The 16,357-nt window shown below is 68.0% G+C and carries 17 protein-coding genes and 2 tRNA genes; 15 read left to right on the forward strand and 4 right to left on the reverse strand.

The features are described 5' to 3' along the window. Window positions 1–42: 42 nt before the first annotated feature. The 3 genes from lysX to JS278_RS06045 all read left to right on the forward strand — a co-directional run bounded on the left by lysX (window position 43) and on the right by JS278_RS06045 (window position 4,285). A complete protein-coding gene (gene lysX / locus JS278_RS06035; RefSeq protein ID WP_114046153.1) occupies window positions 43–3,306 on the forward strand; it encodes a bifunctional lysylphosphatidylglycerol synthetase/lysine--tRNA ligase LysX in 3,264 nt (1,087 codons plus the stop codon). After that, entirely contained in the window at window positions 3,303–4,127 is an 825-nt protein-coding gene (locus tag JS278_RS06040) for an alpha/beta fold hydrolase (RefSeq protein WP_114044394.1), read from the forward strand. Before lysX ends, JS278_RS06040 begins: the two co-directional genes overlap by 4 nt. An 85-nt stretch (window positions 4,128–4,212) precedes the next feature. Continuing rightward, window positions 4,213–4,285, forward strand: a tRNA-Pro gene (locus JS278_RS06045). A 135-nt stretch (window positions 4,286–4,420) separates the two neighbouring features. Here JS278_RS06045 and JS278_RS15810 read toward each other — a convergent pair. From JS278_RS15810 to JS278_RS06055, 3 genes are all read right to left on the reverse strand, one after another. After that, entirely contained in the window at window positions 4,421–4,669 is a 249-nt protein-coding gene (locus tag JS278_RS15810) for a hypothetical protein (RefSeq protein WP_147243159.1), read from the reverse strand. Between the two features lie 453 nt (window positions 4,670–5,122). Next, the gene (locus JS278_RS06050) at window positions 5,123–5,404 is read right to left on the reverse strand and encodes a hypothetical protein (RefSeq protein ID WP_114044395.1); all 282 of its coding nucleotides are present in this window, start codon (window positions 5,402–5,404) and stop codon (window positions 5,123–5,125) included. Continuing rightward, window positions 5,388–6,107, reverse strand: coding sequence for a RelA/SpoT domain-containing protein (locus JS278_RS06055; protein ID WP_181833841.1), 720 nt, complete (start codon window positions 6,105–6,107; stop codon window positions 5,388–5,390). Before JS278_RS06055 ends, JS278_RS06050 begins: the two co-directional genes overlap by 17 nt. Window positions 6,108–6,170: 63 nt before the next feature. Here JS278_RS06055 and JS278_RS15815 point away from each other — a divergent pair, with 63 nt between their 5' ends. The 3 genes from JS278_RS15815 to JS278_RS06070 all read left to right on the forward strand — a co-directional run bounded on the left by JS278_RS15815 (window position 6,171) and on the right by JS278_RS06070 (window position 8,125). After that, on the forward strand, window positions 6,171–6,584 hold the full coding sequence (locus tag JS278_RS15815; protein ID WP_147243161.1) for an ImmA/IrrE family metallo-endopeptidase: 414 nt from the start codon (window positions 6,171–6,173) through the stop codon (window positions 6,582–6,584). A gap of 30 nt (window positions 6,585–6,614) precedes the next feature. Beyond that, the gene (locus JS278_RS15820; protein WP_147243162.1) at window positions 6,615–7,214 is read left to right on the forward strand and encodes a hypothetical protein; all 600 of its coding nucleotides are present in this window, start codon (window positions 6,615–6,617) and stop codon (window positions 7,212–7,214) included. A 500-nt stretch (window positions 7,215–7,714) separates the two neighbouring features. Continuing rightward, on the forward strand, window positions 7,715–8,125 hold the full coding sequence (locus tag JS278_RS06070) for a tyrosine-type recombinase/integrase (RefSeq protein WP_245935216.1): 411 nt from the start codon (window positions 7,715–7,717) through the stop codon (window positions 8,123–8,125). Between the two features lie 93 nt (window positions 8,126–8,218). On the opposite strand, the gene JS278_RS06075 is transcribed toward JS278_RS06070, so the two are convergent. Next, on the reverse strand, window positions 8,219–8,695 hold the full coding sequence (locus JS278_RS06075; protein ID WP_114044400.1) for a MarR family winged helix-turn-helix transcriptional regulator: 477 nt from the start codon (window positions 8,693–8,695) through the stop codon (window positions 8,219–8,221). 87 nt (window positions 8,696–8,782) lie between these two features. Here JS278_RS06075 and JS278_RS06080 point away from each other — a divergent pair, with 87 nt between their 5' ends. From JS278_RS06080 to clpX, 9 genes are all read left to right on the forward strand, one after another. Beyond that, a complete protein-coding gene (locus JS278_RS06080) occupies window positions 8,783–9,511 on the forward strand; it encodes a hypothetical protein (protein WP_114044401.1) in 729 nt (242 codons plus the stop codon). Then, window positions 9,508–9,861: an SDR family NAD(P)-dependent oxidoreductase gene (locus JS278_RS16560; protein ID WP_114044402.1), complete on the forward strand. Its 354-nt coding sequence runs from the start codon at window positions 9,508–9,510 to the stop codon at window positions 9,859–9,861. The genes JS278_RS06080 and JS278_RS16560 overlap by 4 nt, the downstream gene beginning before the upstream one ends. Window positions 9,862–9,869: 8 nt before the next feature. Continuing rightward, entirely contained in the window at window positions 9,870–10,202 is a 333-nt protein-coding gene (locus JS278_RS16565; protein ID WP_281269214.1) for an SDR family NAD(P)-dependent oxidoreductase, read from the forward strand. 63 nt (window positions 10,203–10,265) lie between these two features. Beyond that, window positions 10,266–10,339 (forward strand) — tRNA-Gly (locus JS278_RS06095). Between the two features lie 161 nt (window positions 10,340–10,500). After that, entirely contained in the window at window positions 10,501–11,907 is a 1,407-nt protein-coding gene (gene tig, locus JS278_RS06100; protein WP_114044404.1) for a trigger factor, read from the forward strand. Window positions 11,908–12,074: 167 nt separating this feature from the next. Further along, window positions 12,075–13,457 carry an AI-2E family transporter gene (locus JS278_RS06105; protein ID WP_245935217.1) on the forward strand — a complete coding sequence of 461 codons (1,383 nt, stop codon included), beginning with the start codon at window positions 12,075–12,077 and terminating at the stop codon, window positions 13,455–13,457. 148 nt (window positions 13,458–13,605) lie between these two features. After that, a complete protein-coding gene (locus JS278_RS06110) occupies window positions 13,606–14,202 on the forward strand; it encodes an ATP-dependent Clp protease proteolytic subunit (RefSeq protein ID WP_114046155.1) in 597 nt (198 codons plus the stop codon). Between the two features lie 8 nt (window positions 14,203–14,210). Further along, the gene (locus JS278_RS06115; RefSeq protein ID WP_114044405.1) at window positions 14,211–14,918 is read left to right on the forward strand and encodes an ATP-dependent Clp protease proteolytic subunit; all 708 of its coding nucleotides are present in this window, start codon (window positions 14,211–14,213) and stop codon (window positions 14,916–14,918) included. A gap of 137 nt (window positions 14,919–15,055) precedes the next feature. Next, window positions 15,056–16,345 carry an ATP-dependent Clp protease ATP-binding subunit ClpX gene (clpX, locus tag JS278_RS06120; protein ID WP_114044406.1) on the forward strand — a complete coding sequence of 430 codons (1,290 nt, stop codon included), beginning with the start codon at window positions 15,056–15,058 and terminating at the stop codon, window positions 16,343–16,345. Window positions 16,346–16,357: the final 12 nt, after the last annotated feature.

The following is a 16,357-nucleotide window of genomic DNA, read 5'->3' on the forward strand; positions in this document are numbered from 1 at the left end:
GCCCGGACCCGTCCCGCCACCACGACCGTGGTGCCCCGGCTCATGCTGACCGGTGCCGTCCTGCTCATCGGCCGTCTCCTCTTCCAGCAGACCTGGTGGGTCTCCGCGCTGTCCTCGAGCTTCTCCTTCCTCGTCTTCCCGATCGACGGCGGCGGCTGGGGGCTGGCGGTGCTGCTGCTCATCCTCGCCGCCGGGCTGAACCGCCGCAAGCGGCTGTCCTGGGCGGTCTGCCTGGGGCTGTTCGGCCTGATGTGGGCGATCTCACTGCTCTTCCTCGGAGTCCTCATCGCCGAGGTGGCCGGTGGCGAACCCACCCGGATCCACGACGACCTCGATATGGCCGGCTACGTCTTCAACACCTTCAGCGTCGGTGCCATACTCATCGCCCTGCTCGTTCACCGTCGCCGATTCGCGGCCCGGACCGCCCGGGCGAATGTGCGTCCCGCTCTGGCAGTGCTCGTCGGCGGGCTGGCGGCGTCGGTCCTGATCGGCTGGCTGCTGGTCTGGGCCACCGGCGGGCAGGGCCGTCCCCGCAACAGGCTGTGGCGCCTCATCGGCGAGCTGCTGCGCGGCAACCGCTCCCGGGCCACGGCGCCGTCGCCGATCTGGGTGGAGAATCTCATCGGGCTGCTGATGGCCGCCACTCTCGTCGTCGCCTTCATCATGCTGCTGCGCTCCCAGCGCCAGGTGGCGGTGCTGAAGTTGCCGGACGAGCTTGAGCTGCGGGATCTGCTGGCCGAGAATCCGTCGGACTCGCTGGGATATTTCGCGCTGCGCCGCGACAAGGCGGTGGTCTTCTCAGCCGACCGGCGAGCCGCCGTCTGCTACCGGGCCGTGGCCGGGGTGGCCCTGGCCTCCGGCGATCCGGTCGGTCCCAGGGGGCAGTGGCCCGCGGCCATCGAGGCCTTTCTGGCGATGGCCCACGCCTACGGGTGGAGCCCGGCCGTGCTCGGCACCTCCGAGGAGGGTGCCACCGCCTGGCAGCGGGCCGGGCTGCGGGTGACGAGGATCGGCGACGAGGCGGTCATCTCGCCGGCCTCATTCGATCTGGAGTCGCGCGATCTGAGGCCGGTGCGCTCGGTGGTCAACCGGCTGCGGAGAACGGGCTACACGGTACGGGTGAGACGTCACAGCGACATCGCTCCCGACGAGCTCTCCCACCTCATCGCGCTGGCCGACGCCTGGCGCCAGGACGGCGAGGAGCGGGGATTCTCGATGGCTCTGTCACGGCTGGGCGACCCGCTCGACGGGGACTGCGTGATGGTCGAGGCGCTGTATCCACCCGACGACGCCCACGGCGGCGAGCCGGCCACCGCGGGCATGCTCTCCCTGGTGCCGTGGAGCCCGGACGGGCTGTCCCTGGACGTGATGCGGCGAGATACCCGCGGCGCTGAGAACGGCGTCACCGAACTCATGGTCGCAGGGCTGATGGGCGCCGGCCGGGAACTCGGCCTGCGCCGGGTCTCGCTGAACTTCGCGGTGTTCCGGGAGGTCATCGAGGAGGGCAGCCGAGTGGGCGCCCGACCCCTGCAGCGTCTGTCCGCCCGTCTGATCTCCGGGATCTCCCGGTGGTTCCAGATCGAGCAGCTGTACCGCTCCAACGTCAAGTACGCCCCCGACTGGCAGGCCCGCTACCTGGGCTATTCCGATGCCGGGGAGCTGGCCCAGGTCGGCCTGGCGCTGGGACTTGCCGAGGGTCAGATCGACCTGCCGCGGATCCTGAGGCCGGCACCCCCGCCCGACCAGCCGATCTACTCCGTCGCAGACCATCCGGAGATCACCGCCCACCTGGAGCGGCAGCGGGAGACGCGGCGCCAGGTCGCCGGCCCGCCCGCACGCCGCCTCGGCGAGCAGATGAGGCTGCGCCAGCAGACCCGTGCCCGGATCATCGACGAGGGGGGCCAGGCCTACCCGCCCGACATCCACCCGGCGAACCGGCCGGGTGACGTCGCCACCGCGGCCGAGGGCGCCGAACAGTCCCTGGTCGGACGGGTCGTGGGAGTCCGCGACCACGGCGGGGTGCTCTTCGCAGACGTCTCCGACTGGTCGGGCCAGGCCCAGATCCTGCTGGACCCCGCGGTCGTCGGGTCCGGGGAGATGAGCCGGTGGAGGGCCGACATCTCCCTGGGCGATCATGTGCTGGTCGCCGGTCGGGTCGGATCCTCGCGCAACGGCACGCGGTCCCTGCTCGTCCGTGGGTTCCGGCTGGCCGCCAAGGCGCTGCACCCGCTGCCCGGGCGACGATCCGGGATGAGCGATCCGGAGGAGAAGGTGAGACGCCGGTACCTCGACCTCATCGTCAATCCCTCGGCGCGCGACCAGCTGAGGGCCCGCTCCCAGGCGATCCGCGCGGTGCGCGAGACCCTGCTGTCCCATGACTTCCTGGAGGTCGAGACGCCGATCCTGCAGACCATCCACGGGGGAGCCAACGCCCGCCCCTTCCGCACCCACATCAACGCCTACGATCTGGACCTCTACCTGCGGATCGCCCCCGAGCTGTATCTGAAGCGCCTGATGGTCGGAGGAGCGGGCCGGGTCTTCGAGATCGGCCGCAACTTCCGCAATGAGGGGGCCGACGCCACCCACAACCCGGAGTTCACGATGCTGGAGGCCTACCAGGCCTACGGCGACTACGTGCAGATGCGCCACCTCACCCGCGAGATGATCCTGGCGGCGTCGCGGCGGGCCACCGGCGGCACAGTGATCCACGGCCGGGACGCCGCGGGAGTCGAGCATGAGATGGATCTGGCCGACCAGTGGCGGGTGGTCACCGTCAATGACGGCATCTCGGCCGGGCTGGGGGAGGAGGTGACCGCCGACACCACCACGGAGACCCTCATCGGGTACGCCCGGAGACTGGGCATCCCGGTCTCGCCCAAATGGCAGCGCGGAGACGTGGTGCTCGAACTCCACGAGCACCTGTCCGAGCGGACCACCGTCGGGCCCACCTTCTTCTGCGACTTCCCCTCCGACGTCTCCCCGCTGACCCGCCAGCACCGCGACGATCCCAGGCTGGCCGAGAAATGGGATCTCATCGTCCTGGGCGATGAGATCGCCACCGCCTACACGGAACTGGTGGATCCGGTGATCCAGCGGGAGCGGTTCACCGCCCAGTCGCTGCGAGCCGCCGGCGGCGATCCGGAGGCGATGGAGCTCGACGAGGACTTCCTGGAGGCCCTGGAGTACGCCATGCCGCCCACCGGCGGCATGGGGATGGGGCTGGACCGCCTGGTGATGCTGCTCACCGGGGCCTCGATCCGCCAGACCATCACCTTCCCGCTGGTGCGGCCGCGGAGCTCTTCGTGAGCGGATGGGTGACGCGCCGCTTCGGCGGCCGGGACGTCGAGATGAGGGTCCACCACGGCGCCGCTCCGGCGGTCCTGCTGATGTCGGGGGCCGGTCAGCCCGGAGAGTACTGGCGGCCGGTGGTCGAGCAGCTGGGGGAGCGGCTGGTCGTCAGCTACGACCGTCCGGGAATGGGCGCGACGCCGTGGCCCGGGCGGCTGCCGGGCCTGGCAGAGGAGGTGGCGACCGCCACCGCAATGGCCGACGAGCTCGGACCGCTGGTGCTGGTGGCCCATTCCATGGCGGCCTTCCACGCCGAGGCCCTGGCTCGCGAGCACCCCGGCGCGGTCCGGGGCCTGGTGCTCGTCGACCCCTCGGTCGAATGGCCCGCCAGGTCCCCGTCGCAGCCGGGGACGGGCCGGGCCCGAGCGGTCGCGAGGGTCTCCGGGTACGGCCTGTCGGGGCTGGGCCGTGCCGGCGCCGTGGTGGCGACGCTGACCCAGACGAGCTGGTCGCTGCCGCGGATCCGCAGGTATCTCAGCGTCGAGCGGCTGCGCCAGATCTTCGGGCAGCCCGACTCGCTGGCGATGGTGACTGCGGAGCTGATGGCCTATGAGCGGCAGGCCTGGGACCTCATGGAGGTGCGGGAGCGGTACGCCTGGCCCGGAACGCCGGCGATCGTGCTGTCGGCCGAGAGGTCGGGGGCCGAGCAGGAGAACGGACGCCAGGAGCGGCTCGCCCGGCTGCTCGGGGCGCAGCTGTGGCCGGTGCCGAGATCGCGACACCTCATGATGCTCGACGACCCGGCGACCATCGCCCGGGCCGTCCGCCGGATCGGCTGAGAACGCCCGCGGAGCGGCAGGGCGTGCCTCAGGAGGCCGACTCCACTACACTGGCCGGGGTTCGCCGCCCTCGGGGCGGCGAATTCGGGGCGTAGCGTAGTGGCTAGCGCGCCTGCTTTGGGAGCAGGAGACCGCGGGTTCGAGTCCCGTCGCCCCGACGACGTAGTGAGGGCCGGTTCATCGGGTGTCATGCCTAGTGGGGCGGCCCTTTCTCATTGATGCTGCATGGTGGCCGATGATGCGAAATGATGCTCGAATGTGGGTTGAACCCTTGCAAGGTACGAATCAAGCGACTAGGGGCGATGCTCGGATGGCCAGGAGGACTCGTAACTTGGACGCACGAAAGCCGCCCCTCCCGCGCAATGCGAGAGGGGCGGTTCTGTGTGTCTGGGCCAGCTCTGGTTGGTGGCGATGGCCTTGGCGTCAGGGATGCCGGAGGGCTGGGACTCGGCGATCTCACCGCTGGGGATGTTTCCCGAGTCGACGCCCTTGGCCCCGACGTGCTTCTTGGCGATCAGCGGGATGGAAACACCGGTGAGCACCAGGGCGGCGTTGAGGATGGAGCGCTACTGCTGCTCGGTGACGGCGTCGATGACCCCGATGGCCACCATGAGCGCGAAGACTGCGACTCCGACGCCGTAGATCTTGTTCCTGAGGTCCTCTGACATGGGTTCTCAAATGACTTGACGGGGTGTAAACGCGCTTCATGAGCCGGGCCACAGGTCGGCGGGCATCTGGGCGGTGCGGGTGGGCGTGTCCTTGCCGTTCATGCGTCGATCTCCTTGAGGGCGGGAGCCAGGCGCTCCATGGCCTCGCGGTGGATTTGGGCCTCCCATGCGCCATCCGGATGCCCCTCGCAGTCGCGGCAGGCGGCGACGGCGGCCCCGTCCCAGGACCTCGACGACTGGGGGTAGGTCGACGGGGACGAGTGATCGGAATAGAGAAGAACGCCCCCGCCACATGGAGTGGCGGGGGCCGGTAGAACTATCGATCGGTCAGACGGCTCCAGCCGTGTCCAGGATTCCTCGCAGGAGGGGGTTGGTCACCTCGGCGGCGCCGAAGTAGTTGGCGTGGGTTCTCTGCACGGTCTCGATCGAGTCAGACCCAATCAGGACGACCTCAACGTTGGCGTCGCCTTCATACTCACGCTCAAGCTTGGAATAATCATCCACAGCATGGCGCGACTTCGTGCCATACGAGATGGTTCGCGACAGTGCCCGCTTCGCGCGGTCGTAGACGAGGATGAAGTAGTTCGTCTCATCAGAGTGCGATGCCATGATTCCTCCTCATGTACTCCTTGAACGTGGCCTCGGCTGCGTCCAGCCTACGCTTGAGACCGTCCGGGACGGTAGATGCCTTCTCGGCGCTGTCGAAGAACTGAGACACCAGTGCCATGTAGTCGAGGATCTCGGTGGGCTCCCTGTCGTGCTTCAGGTCCAGACCAGTTGCGTCCGAGAGCCGCTCGATGGTGATCGCCCACTGGTGCATGAGTTGGGTGCGGATCTGAATCTCGATGCTGCGCTCGGGATAGCTGCTCGAGCCGCCCCCGTACTTAGCGACGATGTGGACCCCGCGATACCCGCTGGCTTGTGGGTGATCGATGTAGTCGTAGACCTTGGCATCTGGCTGCCGAGCCTGGATGCGGGCCTGCACACGGCGCACTTCCGTGGTGCTCTGAAGGACAGCCCGGCAGCCGCCCAAGTCTTGCATTCTCCACAGACTGGCTCCGGGCAGCTTGCGGAGTACCGACCGCCGCTCCTTGAGACGTTGAGACACGACGGGTTGAACGCATCCCTCGGTCTTTGTCATGGATCTGAGCCACATGGCGGCAGCGTTCATGGGTTCTTGGAAGGTCGCTCGATACTCATCGGCAACGGCCAGAGCCGGGGTGATGTCCTCCACTGAGACGGTCTGCGGGTCTTTCAGGAAGCTGGAGAGCGTACGCCCGGCCTTGTCGACTTGGCTCCGTGTCAGTGCCATGGCGGAATCCTGGCACATGCGTGGCGCCTCTGATCTGTCGGTGGCCGCTGTCAGCATCACCCCATGGACATCAGGGGTGACGTGACGTGGCCGTCAGAGTGGCGGCTGGCCGTCGAGGTGCTGGCGTCGGGGCGGGGACGGTGCAGGTGGGGGTCGCGGACGATCGCCATCGATCCTCGGCTCACACCGGAAGAGCGAGCAGCGACGATAGCCCATGAGCTCGTCCACGCGTCGTGGGGTCCGTGTCCGGGCTGGGCGAAGGCGGGCGAGGAACGGACGGTGCACCGGCTGGCCGCCCGCGCGCTGATCGCCCCTGACGTGCTGGCCGCCGAACTCCAGTGGTCTCCTGACCCGCGCGTGGTCGCCTTCGACCTCGGCGTCACCTGCGGCCTGGCCGGCGCCAGACTCGACGGGCTCGACATCGCGGAACGGGACCGGCTGCGGGCTGCTACGGCCCACCATCGGGACGGCGCGTGAACCGTCAGACGTCGGTGGGAGCATCATCACGTGGACGCCATGGCGGCGCCCCGTCCATCCCGAGGAGAACTGATGAACAAGGCTGTGTGCGCCATGGCGGCGCTCGCGCTCATCCCAGCGCTGACCGGATGCGGAGACAAGGCGGCTGATGCGACGCCGACGCCGACGGTGACACAGCAGGTGGCATCACCTTCCCCTGCGCCGACGGCGCCGTCTCCGAGCCAGTCGGACCCGATTCCACGTCTGTTCGGGCATGAGGTGCATTTCGGCGGGGATGATTACCCGTTCACGGTCACGTCGACCGTGAGGAAGTCGGGGAAATTCACCGACCCGCTCACCAATGCACTGCTCACCGGGATCTACGCGCGATCCTGCGTGGACAGGACGACATCAGGCAGCGACCTCGACCAGGGGCTCGGGTGGTGGAGGTGGACCGCGATTGAGGCGAACGGAACGCAGCGCGACGGGGCGAACTCCAAGATCGACCTCCCCAGTCAGCGGATGTATCCGTTCACCCAGTCCGTCGCTCCAGCGGCCGGGCAGTGCTTCGAGGGATGGGTGCTGTTCGACGGAGCCTTCACTGTCTCTCAGGTTGCGCAGTTCGGCGAACTCGGATGGCGGAGCAATTGACCTTGACGTTGGAGCCACGGCAGGTTGGGCGATCCGACTGATGGCCGTCCAGGATCTGTGGTTCAACCCCCGCAGGGAGCGTACCCAGGTACGGCAGGGGCAGGCGGTACCGGGTGGTGGTGAAGGGCTGGCCGTCGACGGCGTGCAGGACGAAGGTGGAGGCGGAGTCGCGACGTCGCGGTCTCCGACGTCGATCCGGTCGAGGTGCAGGCGTGGATCGCTGGCCTGTCCACGCCATCCGGCCCAGCCTCCGCCTCCCTCAAGCACAAGACCCTCCAGTGCCTCACCGGTGCCCCGGGGCGGCGCGCTGATCTGTCAATGGTCAGGGTGCCGAAGGAAGTGCGACGCGAGGCCGTCTTCCTGGACGTCGCGCAGCTGCGAGAGCTTGCCAGGCTGGCAGGCGAGACGCGCCAGCCGGGGGGGGGGGGGGGGGCTCCGAGGCGCTCGTGTGGCTGCTTGGGACGACGGGGCTTCGAATCGGAGAGGCGTGCGCCCTGAACGTGGGCGACGTCGACGTGGTGCGCCGCCGGCTGCGGGTGCGCCGGTCGAAGACGGGGTGGGGGAGGGATGTGCCGGTCCCCGCCTCGGTGCTGGCCATGCTGGATCTGGAGAGGCCTGCCGCCGAGCCGCTGCTGCGCACCTCGAGCGGCGGGCGGATTGACAAGGATCATTGGAGGCAGCGTCACTGGGTGCCGGCACGTGATGGACTGGGCGGCGACGGCCTGCGGATCCACGAGCCGAGGCACACGGCGGCCTCGCTGGCGATCGCCTCGGGCGCAGACCCGAAGAGCGTCCAGAGGATGCTGGGGCACGCGTCGGTGGCGATGGCCCTGGACCTGTACGCGGGACTTTTTGACCGCTCGCTGGATGATGTGGCGGCGAGGATGGATGGCCTGGTCCGCGCAAAGTGATTCGTACCTCGGTCGTTGCAGCATCCTGTGACAAGGTGACGCCGCCTGCTTTGGGAGCAGGAGACCGCGGGTTCGAGTCCCGTCGCCCCGACGTCAGGCCGGGCGACCGGTACCGCGGTGGACCTCGAGGCTGAGGCCCCGCGCAGTGGCGACGGCCTCCAGATAGCCGGCCAGACTGGTGGCGTCGGCATCGTCGAGCCCCTGGGTGAACTGCTTCTCGTGGGCCTCGGCGATCGGCCGGAGCTCGGAGAGGAGCTCCTCGCCACGGGATGTGAGGAAGAGCTGGTGGCTGCGGCGATCCGTGGTGCTGCGGCGTCGCTCCACCGCGCCGAGGCGCTCGAGGCGGTCCAGGACGGTGACGATCCGGCTCGGGACGACGCCGAGCTGCCGGCTGGCGGCCTTCTGCCCGATTCCCGGATTCCCGCCGATGAGCCTCAGCAGACCCGCGTCCGAGGCCGTGATGCCCAGCGGCGCGACGGCGGCCTCGAAGGCCGCCGAGGAGTCCGCGCCGAGCTGGGCGAGGAGAAACGCGACGCGGTGGCGGCTCATGGGGCGGCTCGACCTGCTCATGGCCCGATTCTAACTCACTTGGTGAATCGTTCATGGCATGTATCATTATTGTAATGAACTAAACGGGTGTGAGGGAAGGAGCATCTGATGATCACCCATGCCACGACCGGACCACGCACACCCACACCACACAGAACCGGCGGGCCGAACCCCGGCATCGTCGGCCTGGTCTCGCTGGGGCTGCTGATCGGCAGCCTCGTCGTGATGGCCGCCATGTCGGGCGGGGGAACCATCACGTCACCCTTCGGCCCGACCGGCACCGTCGCGGGGTTCTTCGCCGAGCACGGGCTCGCCGTGCGGATCGCCGCGATGCTCCAGCTCGGCTCGGCGATCCCGCTCGGGGTCTACACGGCCACCATGTACGCACGCCAGCAGAGACTTGGGATCCGGGTGCCCGGGCCGAGCATCGCGATGTTCGGCGGCAGCGCCGCGGCCATCCTGCTGGCGGTCTCGGCCGTCATCACCTGGGCCCAGGGGCAGGACGTCGTGAGCGCCGATCCGGTGCTGACCCACGCACTGGCCTACCTGAGCTTCGCCGCCGGGGGCTTCGCCCACGTCCTCGGGCTGGGGCTGCTGGTAGCCGGTATCGCCGTGCCCGCGCTGATCCTGCGCACCATGCCGGTTGCCTTCTCGTGGATCGGCCTGGTTCTGGCGGGGCTGGCGGAGCTGAGCTTCCTGACGATGGTCCTCGAGCCGCTGCAGGTGCTCATCCCGGTCGGGCGCTTCGGGTCGCTCCTCTGGCTCGGCATCGCGGGGTTCCTCATCCCTGCTACCCGTAGCGCCGCGTCCAGGCGGGACGACGGAGCACGGTCATGAGTGCCGTCCTGGAGGGCCGCACCGCGTTGGTCCTCGGCGCCGACGGGCGTCTCGGCAACGCCATCGCGCGGTCGGTGGGCCGGGCGGGAGGCCGCCTGATCCTCGCGGCCCGCAACGTCCCGAGGCTGGAAGAGCTGCGCGGCGAGCTCGAGTCGGCCGGCGTCGAGGCGTTCGTGATGCCCACCGATGTGACCGATGATGGCGCGGTGCAGAGTCTTGTCGAGCGGGCGTCGGGGCTGGGAATGGACATTGCCGTCAACAACGCCGGAGCGACCCACATGCCGGCTCTGCTGGGGGATCTTCCTTCAGGGATGCCGACCGGGTGCTCCGGGTCACACTGCGGGGGATGATGGTGGCTATGCGGTCCGAGCTTTCCGCCCTCCCCGAGGGCGGCGCAATCGTGAACGTCGTCTCGACCGCGGGTCTGGCCGCAGCTCCGGGAATGGCCGCCTACGTCGCCCCGAAGCACGGCGTGATCGGCCTCACCCGCAGCGCTGCGATCGACTCCGGTGGCATCTCCGCACAACCGGAGCAGGTGAAGGAGCGGGTCGGTCGCTCCTCGCCGATGGGACGCCTGGGCACCGGGGAGGAGGTGGCCGCCGCAGTCGTGTGGCTGGCCGGCCGGGAGGCGGCATATGTGACCGGATCCGTGCTCGTCATCGACGGCGGGAGGGGAGCGGGCGGCGCCTGAGAGGGCCGATATGACGACGGGGGCACTTCCATGTACCATTCATCGGGTCCCCATGGGGGGCGCGCGGATGTAGCTCAATGGTAGAGCCCCAGTCTTCCAAACTGGCTACGCGGGTTCGATTCCCGTCATCCGCTCCACGGCGCCGTTGCCGCACTCGCGAGGAGCCCGAGAACCGCGGGCGCATATGAGCATCACAGCATTCCGGGTTGGTGGCCTGCCTGCGCGGTCGCTAAGCTTGCACGGCGTGTGTCTCCGCCGGGATGGGCGGCGACTGTACCCGGATTATCAGGAGAACTTCGTGCCCAACACCCTGGAGCAGCTCAGCAGCAACCGTGTGAAGCTCACTGTCGAGATGCCGTTCGACGAGCTGAAGCCCAGCCTTGACAAGGCGTACAAGGATATCGCCGGCCAGGTGAATGTCCCTGGATTCCGCAAGGGCAAGGTGCCGGCACCCGTCATCGATCAGCGGGTCGGCCGCGGTGCCGTCCTCCAGGAGGCTATCAACGACGCCCTCCCGCAGGCCTACAGCAAGGCCGTCACCGAGAACAAGATCGTTCCCCTCGGCCAGCCCGACATCGAGGTGACCAAGCTCGAGGACAACAAGAACGACGTCACCGTCGAGTTCACCGCCGAGGTCGACATCCGCCCCGACTTCGAGCTGCCCGACCTGTCCGGGATCACTGTCGAGGTGCCCGACGTGACCGTTCCCGAAGAGGACGTCGACGAGCGCGTCGAGACCCTGCGTCAGCGCTTCGCCACCACCACCGATGTGGACCGCGCCGCCGCCGAGGGGGACGTCGTCACCCTGGACCTGAAGGGCACCCAGGACGGCGAGGAGCTCGAGGACGCTTCGGCCGACGGCATCACCTACAAGCTCGGCTCGGGCGGCATGCTCGACGGCCTCGACGAGGCTGTCACCGGCCTGAAGGTCGGGGAGTCCAAGACCTTCGAGTCCACCCTGCTGGGCGGCGCCCATCGCGATGAGAAGGCCGACATCACGGTCACCGTCGCCAAGGTCTCCGAGCAGGAGCTTCCGGCCGTCGACGACGACTTCGCACAGCTGGTCAGCCAGTTCGACACCGTCGAGGAGATGCGCGCCGACCTGAAGGCCGCGATGGAGAAGATGGCTCGCCTGGACCAGGCCGCCGACGCGCGCGACAAGGTGCTGGAGGCCGTCATCGGCAAGATCGACATCGAGCTGCCCGCCAAGCTCGTCGATTCCGAGCTGGAGGCTCGTCGCGACCAGGTGAACCAGCAGCTCGCCCAGGCCGGACTCACCGTCGAGCAGTACCTCGAGGACTCCCAGGAGGAGGCCGAGGACGCCGACGAGTTCTGGACCGAGATCGAGAAGCGCTCCCTGGACGCCCTCAAGGCCCAGATCGTGCTCGACAAGATGGCCGACGATGACGAGATCGGCGTCGAGCAGAACGAGCTCACCGAGCTCATCGTGCGCAAGGCCCAGCAGAACGGCTCCACGCCGGAGCAGGAGGCCCAGCACATGATGGAGCACAACCACCTGCCGGAGTGGATGGAGGAGATCCGTCGCGGCAAGGCGCTGGCCTCCCTGGTCGCCCAGGCCACCGTCACGGACGCCTCCGGCGAGGTGCTGGAGCTCGACCGCATCCAGGCCGACGGCTCCATCGCCCCCGAGGTCGAGGAGGCCGAGGAGGCCGAGGAGGCTCCCGCCGAGGCCGACAAGGCCTGACCGGCACCGGGACGTTCCGGGACCTGGCCGCCGCATCTGGCAGGATCATTCCCGGCACGCCCCCTCGCACGTCGACGAACCAGAACCGGCGCTCACGGGTGCGATGCTTGTGATGCGCCGGTTCTTCGTATCCGGCCGGTGATCAGATCAGTGCCGGGAGGTAGTCCATGAAGCCGCGGATCCACGACGACTCCGCAGACGAGCAGGAGCCCGAAGCCCCTGCGGAGGAGTCGACCGGCGACCGACGCCGCCACGACCGAGGTGAGCGGCGCGCCAGGGGGGGAGGCGGCAGAACGACTCCCACCGAGAGGCTGAAGCGGGTCCGCGACGGCGTCCGCGGGCAGCTGTCGAAGGCCCGGGGGGTGGAGCAGGGCGACGTCGAGTGGATCGATGAGAACGGCGACGGCATCCCGGACCCGGCGGACCGGGATGACGCGCGAAGCCCGGGAGAACACGGCTCCACGGCGCCGCAGGCGACCCCGCGGTCATCGTCCGCGGGCCTGCCCGGGTTCACGGTCGCGGTACTCACGATCGGTGGGGCCTGGCTGGCCTTCAGCCTGCTGCACGAACTGTCGTCGGTACTGGCACCGCTGTTCTTCGCACTCAACATGCTCATCACCGCCTACCCGATTCACGCGGTCCTGGTGCGTCACCGCTGTCCGAAGGTGCTGGCGGCACTGATCACCGGGACGACGGTGATCGTGATGCTGGGGGTCTTCCTGGGAGGCATCGTCTGGTCGGTGGCGGCGATGGTCACCCAGATGCAGAAGTACGTCCCCCAGATGAACTCCCTGTATCGCCAGCTCATCGAGCAGCTGTCACAGTTCGGCCTGGGGGAGGACGCGATCCTCGACAAGGTCAAGACGATCGATCCGCAGCAGGTGCTGTCGGTGGCGACCTCGGTGCTGTCGGACACCACCAACGTTGTCACGATGCTGGTGGTCATCCTCACCGGGATGATCTTCATGATCATGGACACCCCGCAGGTCGCCGAGCGGTTGAAGCTTGCCGGCACCGTCAAGCCCAGGGTCGCCCGGTCCCTGTCGGCCTTCGCCAGCGGTATCCGCAAGTACTGGTTGGTGACCACGGTCTTCGGCATCATCGTGGCGCTGCTCGACTGGGGGGTGCTGCTGGTGCTCGGCGTCCCGCTGGCCGGGGTGTGGGCGCTGTTCAGCTTCCTCACCAACTACATACCCAACGTCGGCTTCGTCGTCGGCCTGGTCCCTCCGGCCCTGCTCGGGCTCTTCGACAAGGGATGGGTGACCGCCGTCATCGTCGTGGTGGCCTACTCGGTACTCAACTTCGTCGTCCAGTCGATCATCCAGCCGAAGTTCGCAGGCGACGCGGTGGGGCTGACTCCCACCCTCTCCTTCCTCTCGCTGCTGCTGTGGGGCTGGGTCTTCGGGGCGCTGGGCACCCTCATCGCGCTGCCCTGCTCTCTGCTGGTCAAGGCCCTGCTCATCGACGCCGATCCGGGGGCCCGCTGGATCAACGCTCTGATCTCCTCGCGACCCCAGGACGCGACAGCTTCCGGCCGACCGGACCGGTGAGCGGCCAGGAACAAGGGCCTTCGCTGACGGCCTCAACGGGCGCGCCATCGGCGAAACGGGGACCGGGCACGAGAATCCGTGGGACCGGCACGGTAGGTTCGAGTCCGTGAACGACATCAATGCATCCATCGTCCCGGGAGGACCGCAGATGGCCGGCCAGGAGCCGGGTGGCACCGGGATGACCGACAACGTCTACCAGTCTCTCCTGCGCAATCGGATCATCTTCCTGGGTTCGGAGGTCAAGGACGAGAACGCGAATGCGATCTGCGCCCAGATGCTGCTCCTGAACGCCGAGGATCCCGACGCGGACATCTTCCTCTACATCAACTCGCCGGGCGGGTCTATCACCGCCGGCATGGCGATCTTCGACACCATGCAGTGGATCTCCAACGACGTCGCGACGGTCGCCATGGGCATGGCTGCCTCGATGGGCCAGTTCCTGCTCTCGGCCGGCACGAAGGGCAAGCGGTACGCCCAGCCGCACTCGAAGATCCTGATGCACCAGCCCCTGGGGGGCGTCGGCGGCACCGCCACCGAGGTGGCCATCCACGCCAAATTCCTCAAGGACATCAAGGCCGAGATGGCCCAGCTCATCTCCGAGCACACCGGCCAGCCGCTGGACAAGATCGAGGCCGACTCCGACCGGGACCACTGGTTCACCGCCCAGGAGGCCCTCGAGTACGGCTTCATCGACCACGTCTACGAGAGCGCCTCGCAGATCGCCCAGGACGCTCCCAACAAGTGAGGTTTTCCATGGATCTTTCAGAGATGGCCCGCTTCAACGCGGCCCAGGCCTCCCACATCGCCAACCCGGTCCCCATGAATCCGATGAGTATGAACCCGAGTTCGATCGCCCCGGCCGGCCCCTCGATGGACTACTACATCCCGCAGTGGGAGGAGCGGACCTCCTACGGGATGCGCCGCGTCGACCCCTACACCAAGCTCTTCGAGGACCGGATCATCTTCCTCGGCACCCCGGTGACCGATGACATCGCCAACGCGGTGATGGCTCAGCTGCTGTGCCTCCAGTCGATGGATCCGGACCGTCAGATCAGTATGTACATCAACTCGCCCGGCGGCTCCTTCTCCGCGATGAGCGCCATCTACGACACGATGAACTACGTGCGCCCCGACATCCAGACGGTCTGCCTGGGGATGGCGGCGTCTGCGGCGGCCGTGCTGCTGGCGGCCGGCACCAAGGGCAAGCGGCTCGCGCTGCCGAACTCGACGATCCTCATCCATCAGCCCTCGATGGGTCAGCAGAGCTACGGCCAGTCCTCCGACATCGAGATCCAGGCTGACGAGATCCAGCGGATCCGCACCTTGATGGAGCAGATGCTGGCCGACGCCACCGGCCAGACCACCGAGCAGATCTCCAAGGATGTCGACCGCGACAAGTACCTCACGGCCGAAGGGGCCAAGCAGTACGGCATCATCGACGACCTTCTCACCTCCGTCTGAGCAGGCCGCGGAGGCGCTGAGAGCGAAGCAGGAACCTTCCGGCGCGGGTCCCGGGACCTCAGGGCCCGCGCCGGGCTAGGGTGGATGGAAAGTGGACGACGACCCCCGGACAACTGAGTCGGGAGGAGGAGAATCTCATGGCACGGATCGGCGAGAGCAGTGATCTGTTCAAGTGTTCCTTCTGCGGGAAGAGCCAGAAGCAGGTCAAGAAGCTCATCGCGGGCCCCGGCGTGTACATCTGCGACGAGTGCATCGACCTGTGCAACGAGATCATTGAGGAGGAGTTCTCCGAGTCCAGCGATCTCGGCCCGCTCGACGAGCTTCCCCGACCTCACGAGATCCGGGACTTCCTGGATTCCTACGTCATCGGCCAGGACGAGGCGAAGAAGACCCTGTCGGTCGCCGTCTACAACCACTACAAGCGCATTCAGGCCACCCAGGAGACCCCCCACGCTCGTCGCGCCGAGGACGACGGGATCGAACTCGGCAAGTCGAACATCCTGGTGCTGGGGCCCACCGGGTGCGGCAAGACCTATCTCGCCCAGACGCTGGCCCGTCGGCTCAACGTGCCGTTCGCGATGGCCGATGCCACCGCACTGACCGAAGCCGGATATGTCGGCGAGGACGTCGAGAACATCCTGCTCAAACTCATCCAGGCGGCCGACTTCGACGTCAAGAAGGCCGAGACGGGGATCATCTACATCGATGAGATCGACAAGGTGGCCCGCAAATCGGAGAATCCGTCGATCACACGTGACGTCTCCGGCGAGGGCGTCCAGCAGGCCCTGCTGAAGATTCTGGAGGGCACCACCGCGGCGGTGCCGCCGCAGGGCGGGCGCAAGCATCCCCACCAGGACTTCCTGCAGATCGACACCACGAACATCCTGTTCATCGTCGGCGGGGCCTTCTCGGGCCTGGAGGACATCATCACCAAGCGGGTCGGCACCCGTCCGATCGGATTCAACACCGATCCGAGCGTCAACCGGCTCGACGCCGCCGACGCGATGGCCATGGTGGCCCCGGAGGACCTCCACAAGTTCGGCCTGATCCCCGAGTTCATCGGCCGGCTGCCGATGATCGCCACCGTCCACGCCCTGGACCAGCAGGCTCTGGTGCGGATCCTCACCGAGCCCCGCAATGCCCTCACCCGCCAGTTCGAGAAGCTCTTCGAACTCGACGGGGTGCAGCTGGAGTTCGATCCCGAGGCCCTGGAGGCGATCGCAGCCAAGGCACTGGAGCGCAAGACCGGTGCCCGCGGGTTGCGGTCCATCATCGAGGAGACCCTCATGGAGGTCATGTTCGACGTGCCCTCCCGCGAGGATGTCGCCCGGGTCGTGGTCACCGCGGAGGCGGTCAGCGGTGAGGTACCCTGCACCCTGCAGGCCCGTGCGAAGATGAGCCGCAACCGGGGCAAGCTCACCGCCTGAGTCCCCCGGACC

The sequence above is a fragment of the Acidipropionibacterium virtanenii genome, assembly GCF_003325455.1.
Taxonomy (GTDB): domain Bacteria; phylum Actinomycetota; class Actinomycetes; order Propionibacteriales; family Propionibacteriaceae; genus Acidipropionibacterium; species Acidipropionibacterium virtanenii.

Coding starts and splice junctions, on each gene's coding strand:
- lysX (WP_114046153.1), top strand. CDS start 43: ATGCTGACCGGTGCCGTCCTGCTCATCGGCCGTCTCCTCTTCCAGCAG.
- JS278_RS06050 (WP_114044395.1), bottom strand. CDS start 5,404: ATGGCATCGCACTCTGATGAGACGAACTACTTCATCCTCGTCTACGAC.
- JS278_RS06055 (WP_181833841.1), bottom strand. CDS start 6,107: ATGGCACTGACACGGAGCCAAGTCGACAAGGCCGGGCGTACGCTCTCC.
- JS278_RS15815 (WP_147243161.1), top strand. CDS start 6,171: ATGGACATCAGGGGTGACGTGACGTGGCCGTCAGAGTGGCGGCTGGCC.
- JS278_RS06075 (WP_114044400.1), bottom strand. CDS start 8,695: ATGAGCAGGTCGAGCCGCCCCATGAGCCGCCACCGCGTCGCGTTTCTC.
- JS278_RS06080 (WP_114044401.1), top strand. CDS start 8,783: ATGATCACCCATGCCACGACCGGACCACGCACACCCACACCACACAGA.
- JS278_RS16560 (WP_114044402.1), top strand. CDS start 9,508: ATGAGTGCCGTCCTGGAGGGCCGCACCGCGTTGGTCCTCGGCGCCGAC.
- JS278_RS16565 (WP_281269214.1), top strand. CDS start 9,870: ATGCGGTCCGAGCTTTCCGCCCTCCCCGAGGGCGGCGCAATCGTGAAC.
- JS278_RS06105 (WP_245935217.1), top strand. CDS start 12,075: ATGAAGCCGCGGATCCACGACGACTCCGCAGACGAGCAGGAGCCCGAA.
- JS278_RS06110 (WP_114046155.1), top strand. CDS start 13,606: ATGGCCGGCCAGGAGCCGGGTGGCACCGGGATGACCGACAACGTCTAC.
- JS278_RS06115 (WP_114044405.1), top strand. CDS start 14,211: ATGGATCTTTCAGAGATGGCCCGCTTCAACGCGGCCCAGGCCTCCCAC.
- clpX (WP_114044406.1), top strand. CDS start 15,056: ATGGCACGGATCGGCGAGAGCAGTGATCTGTTCAAGTGTTCCTTCTGC.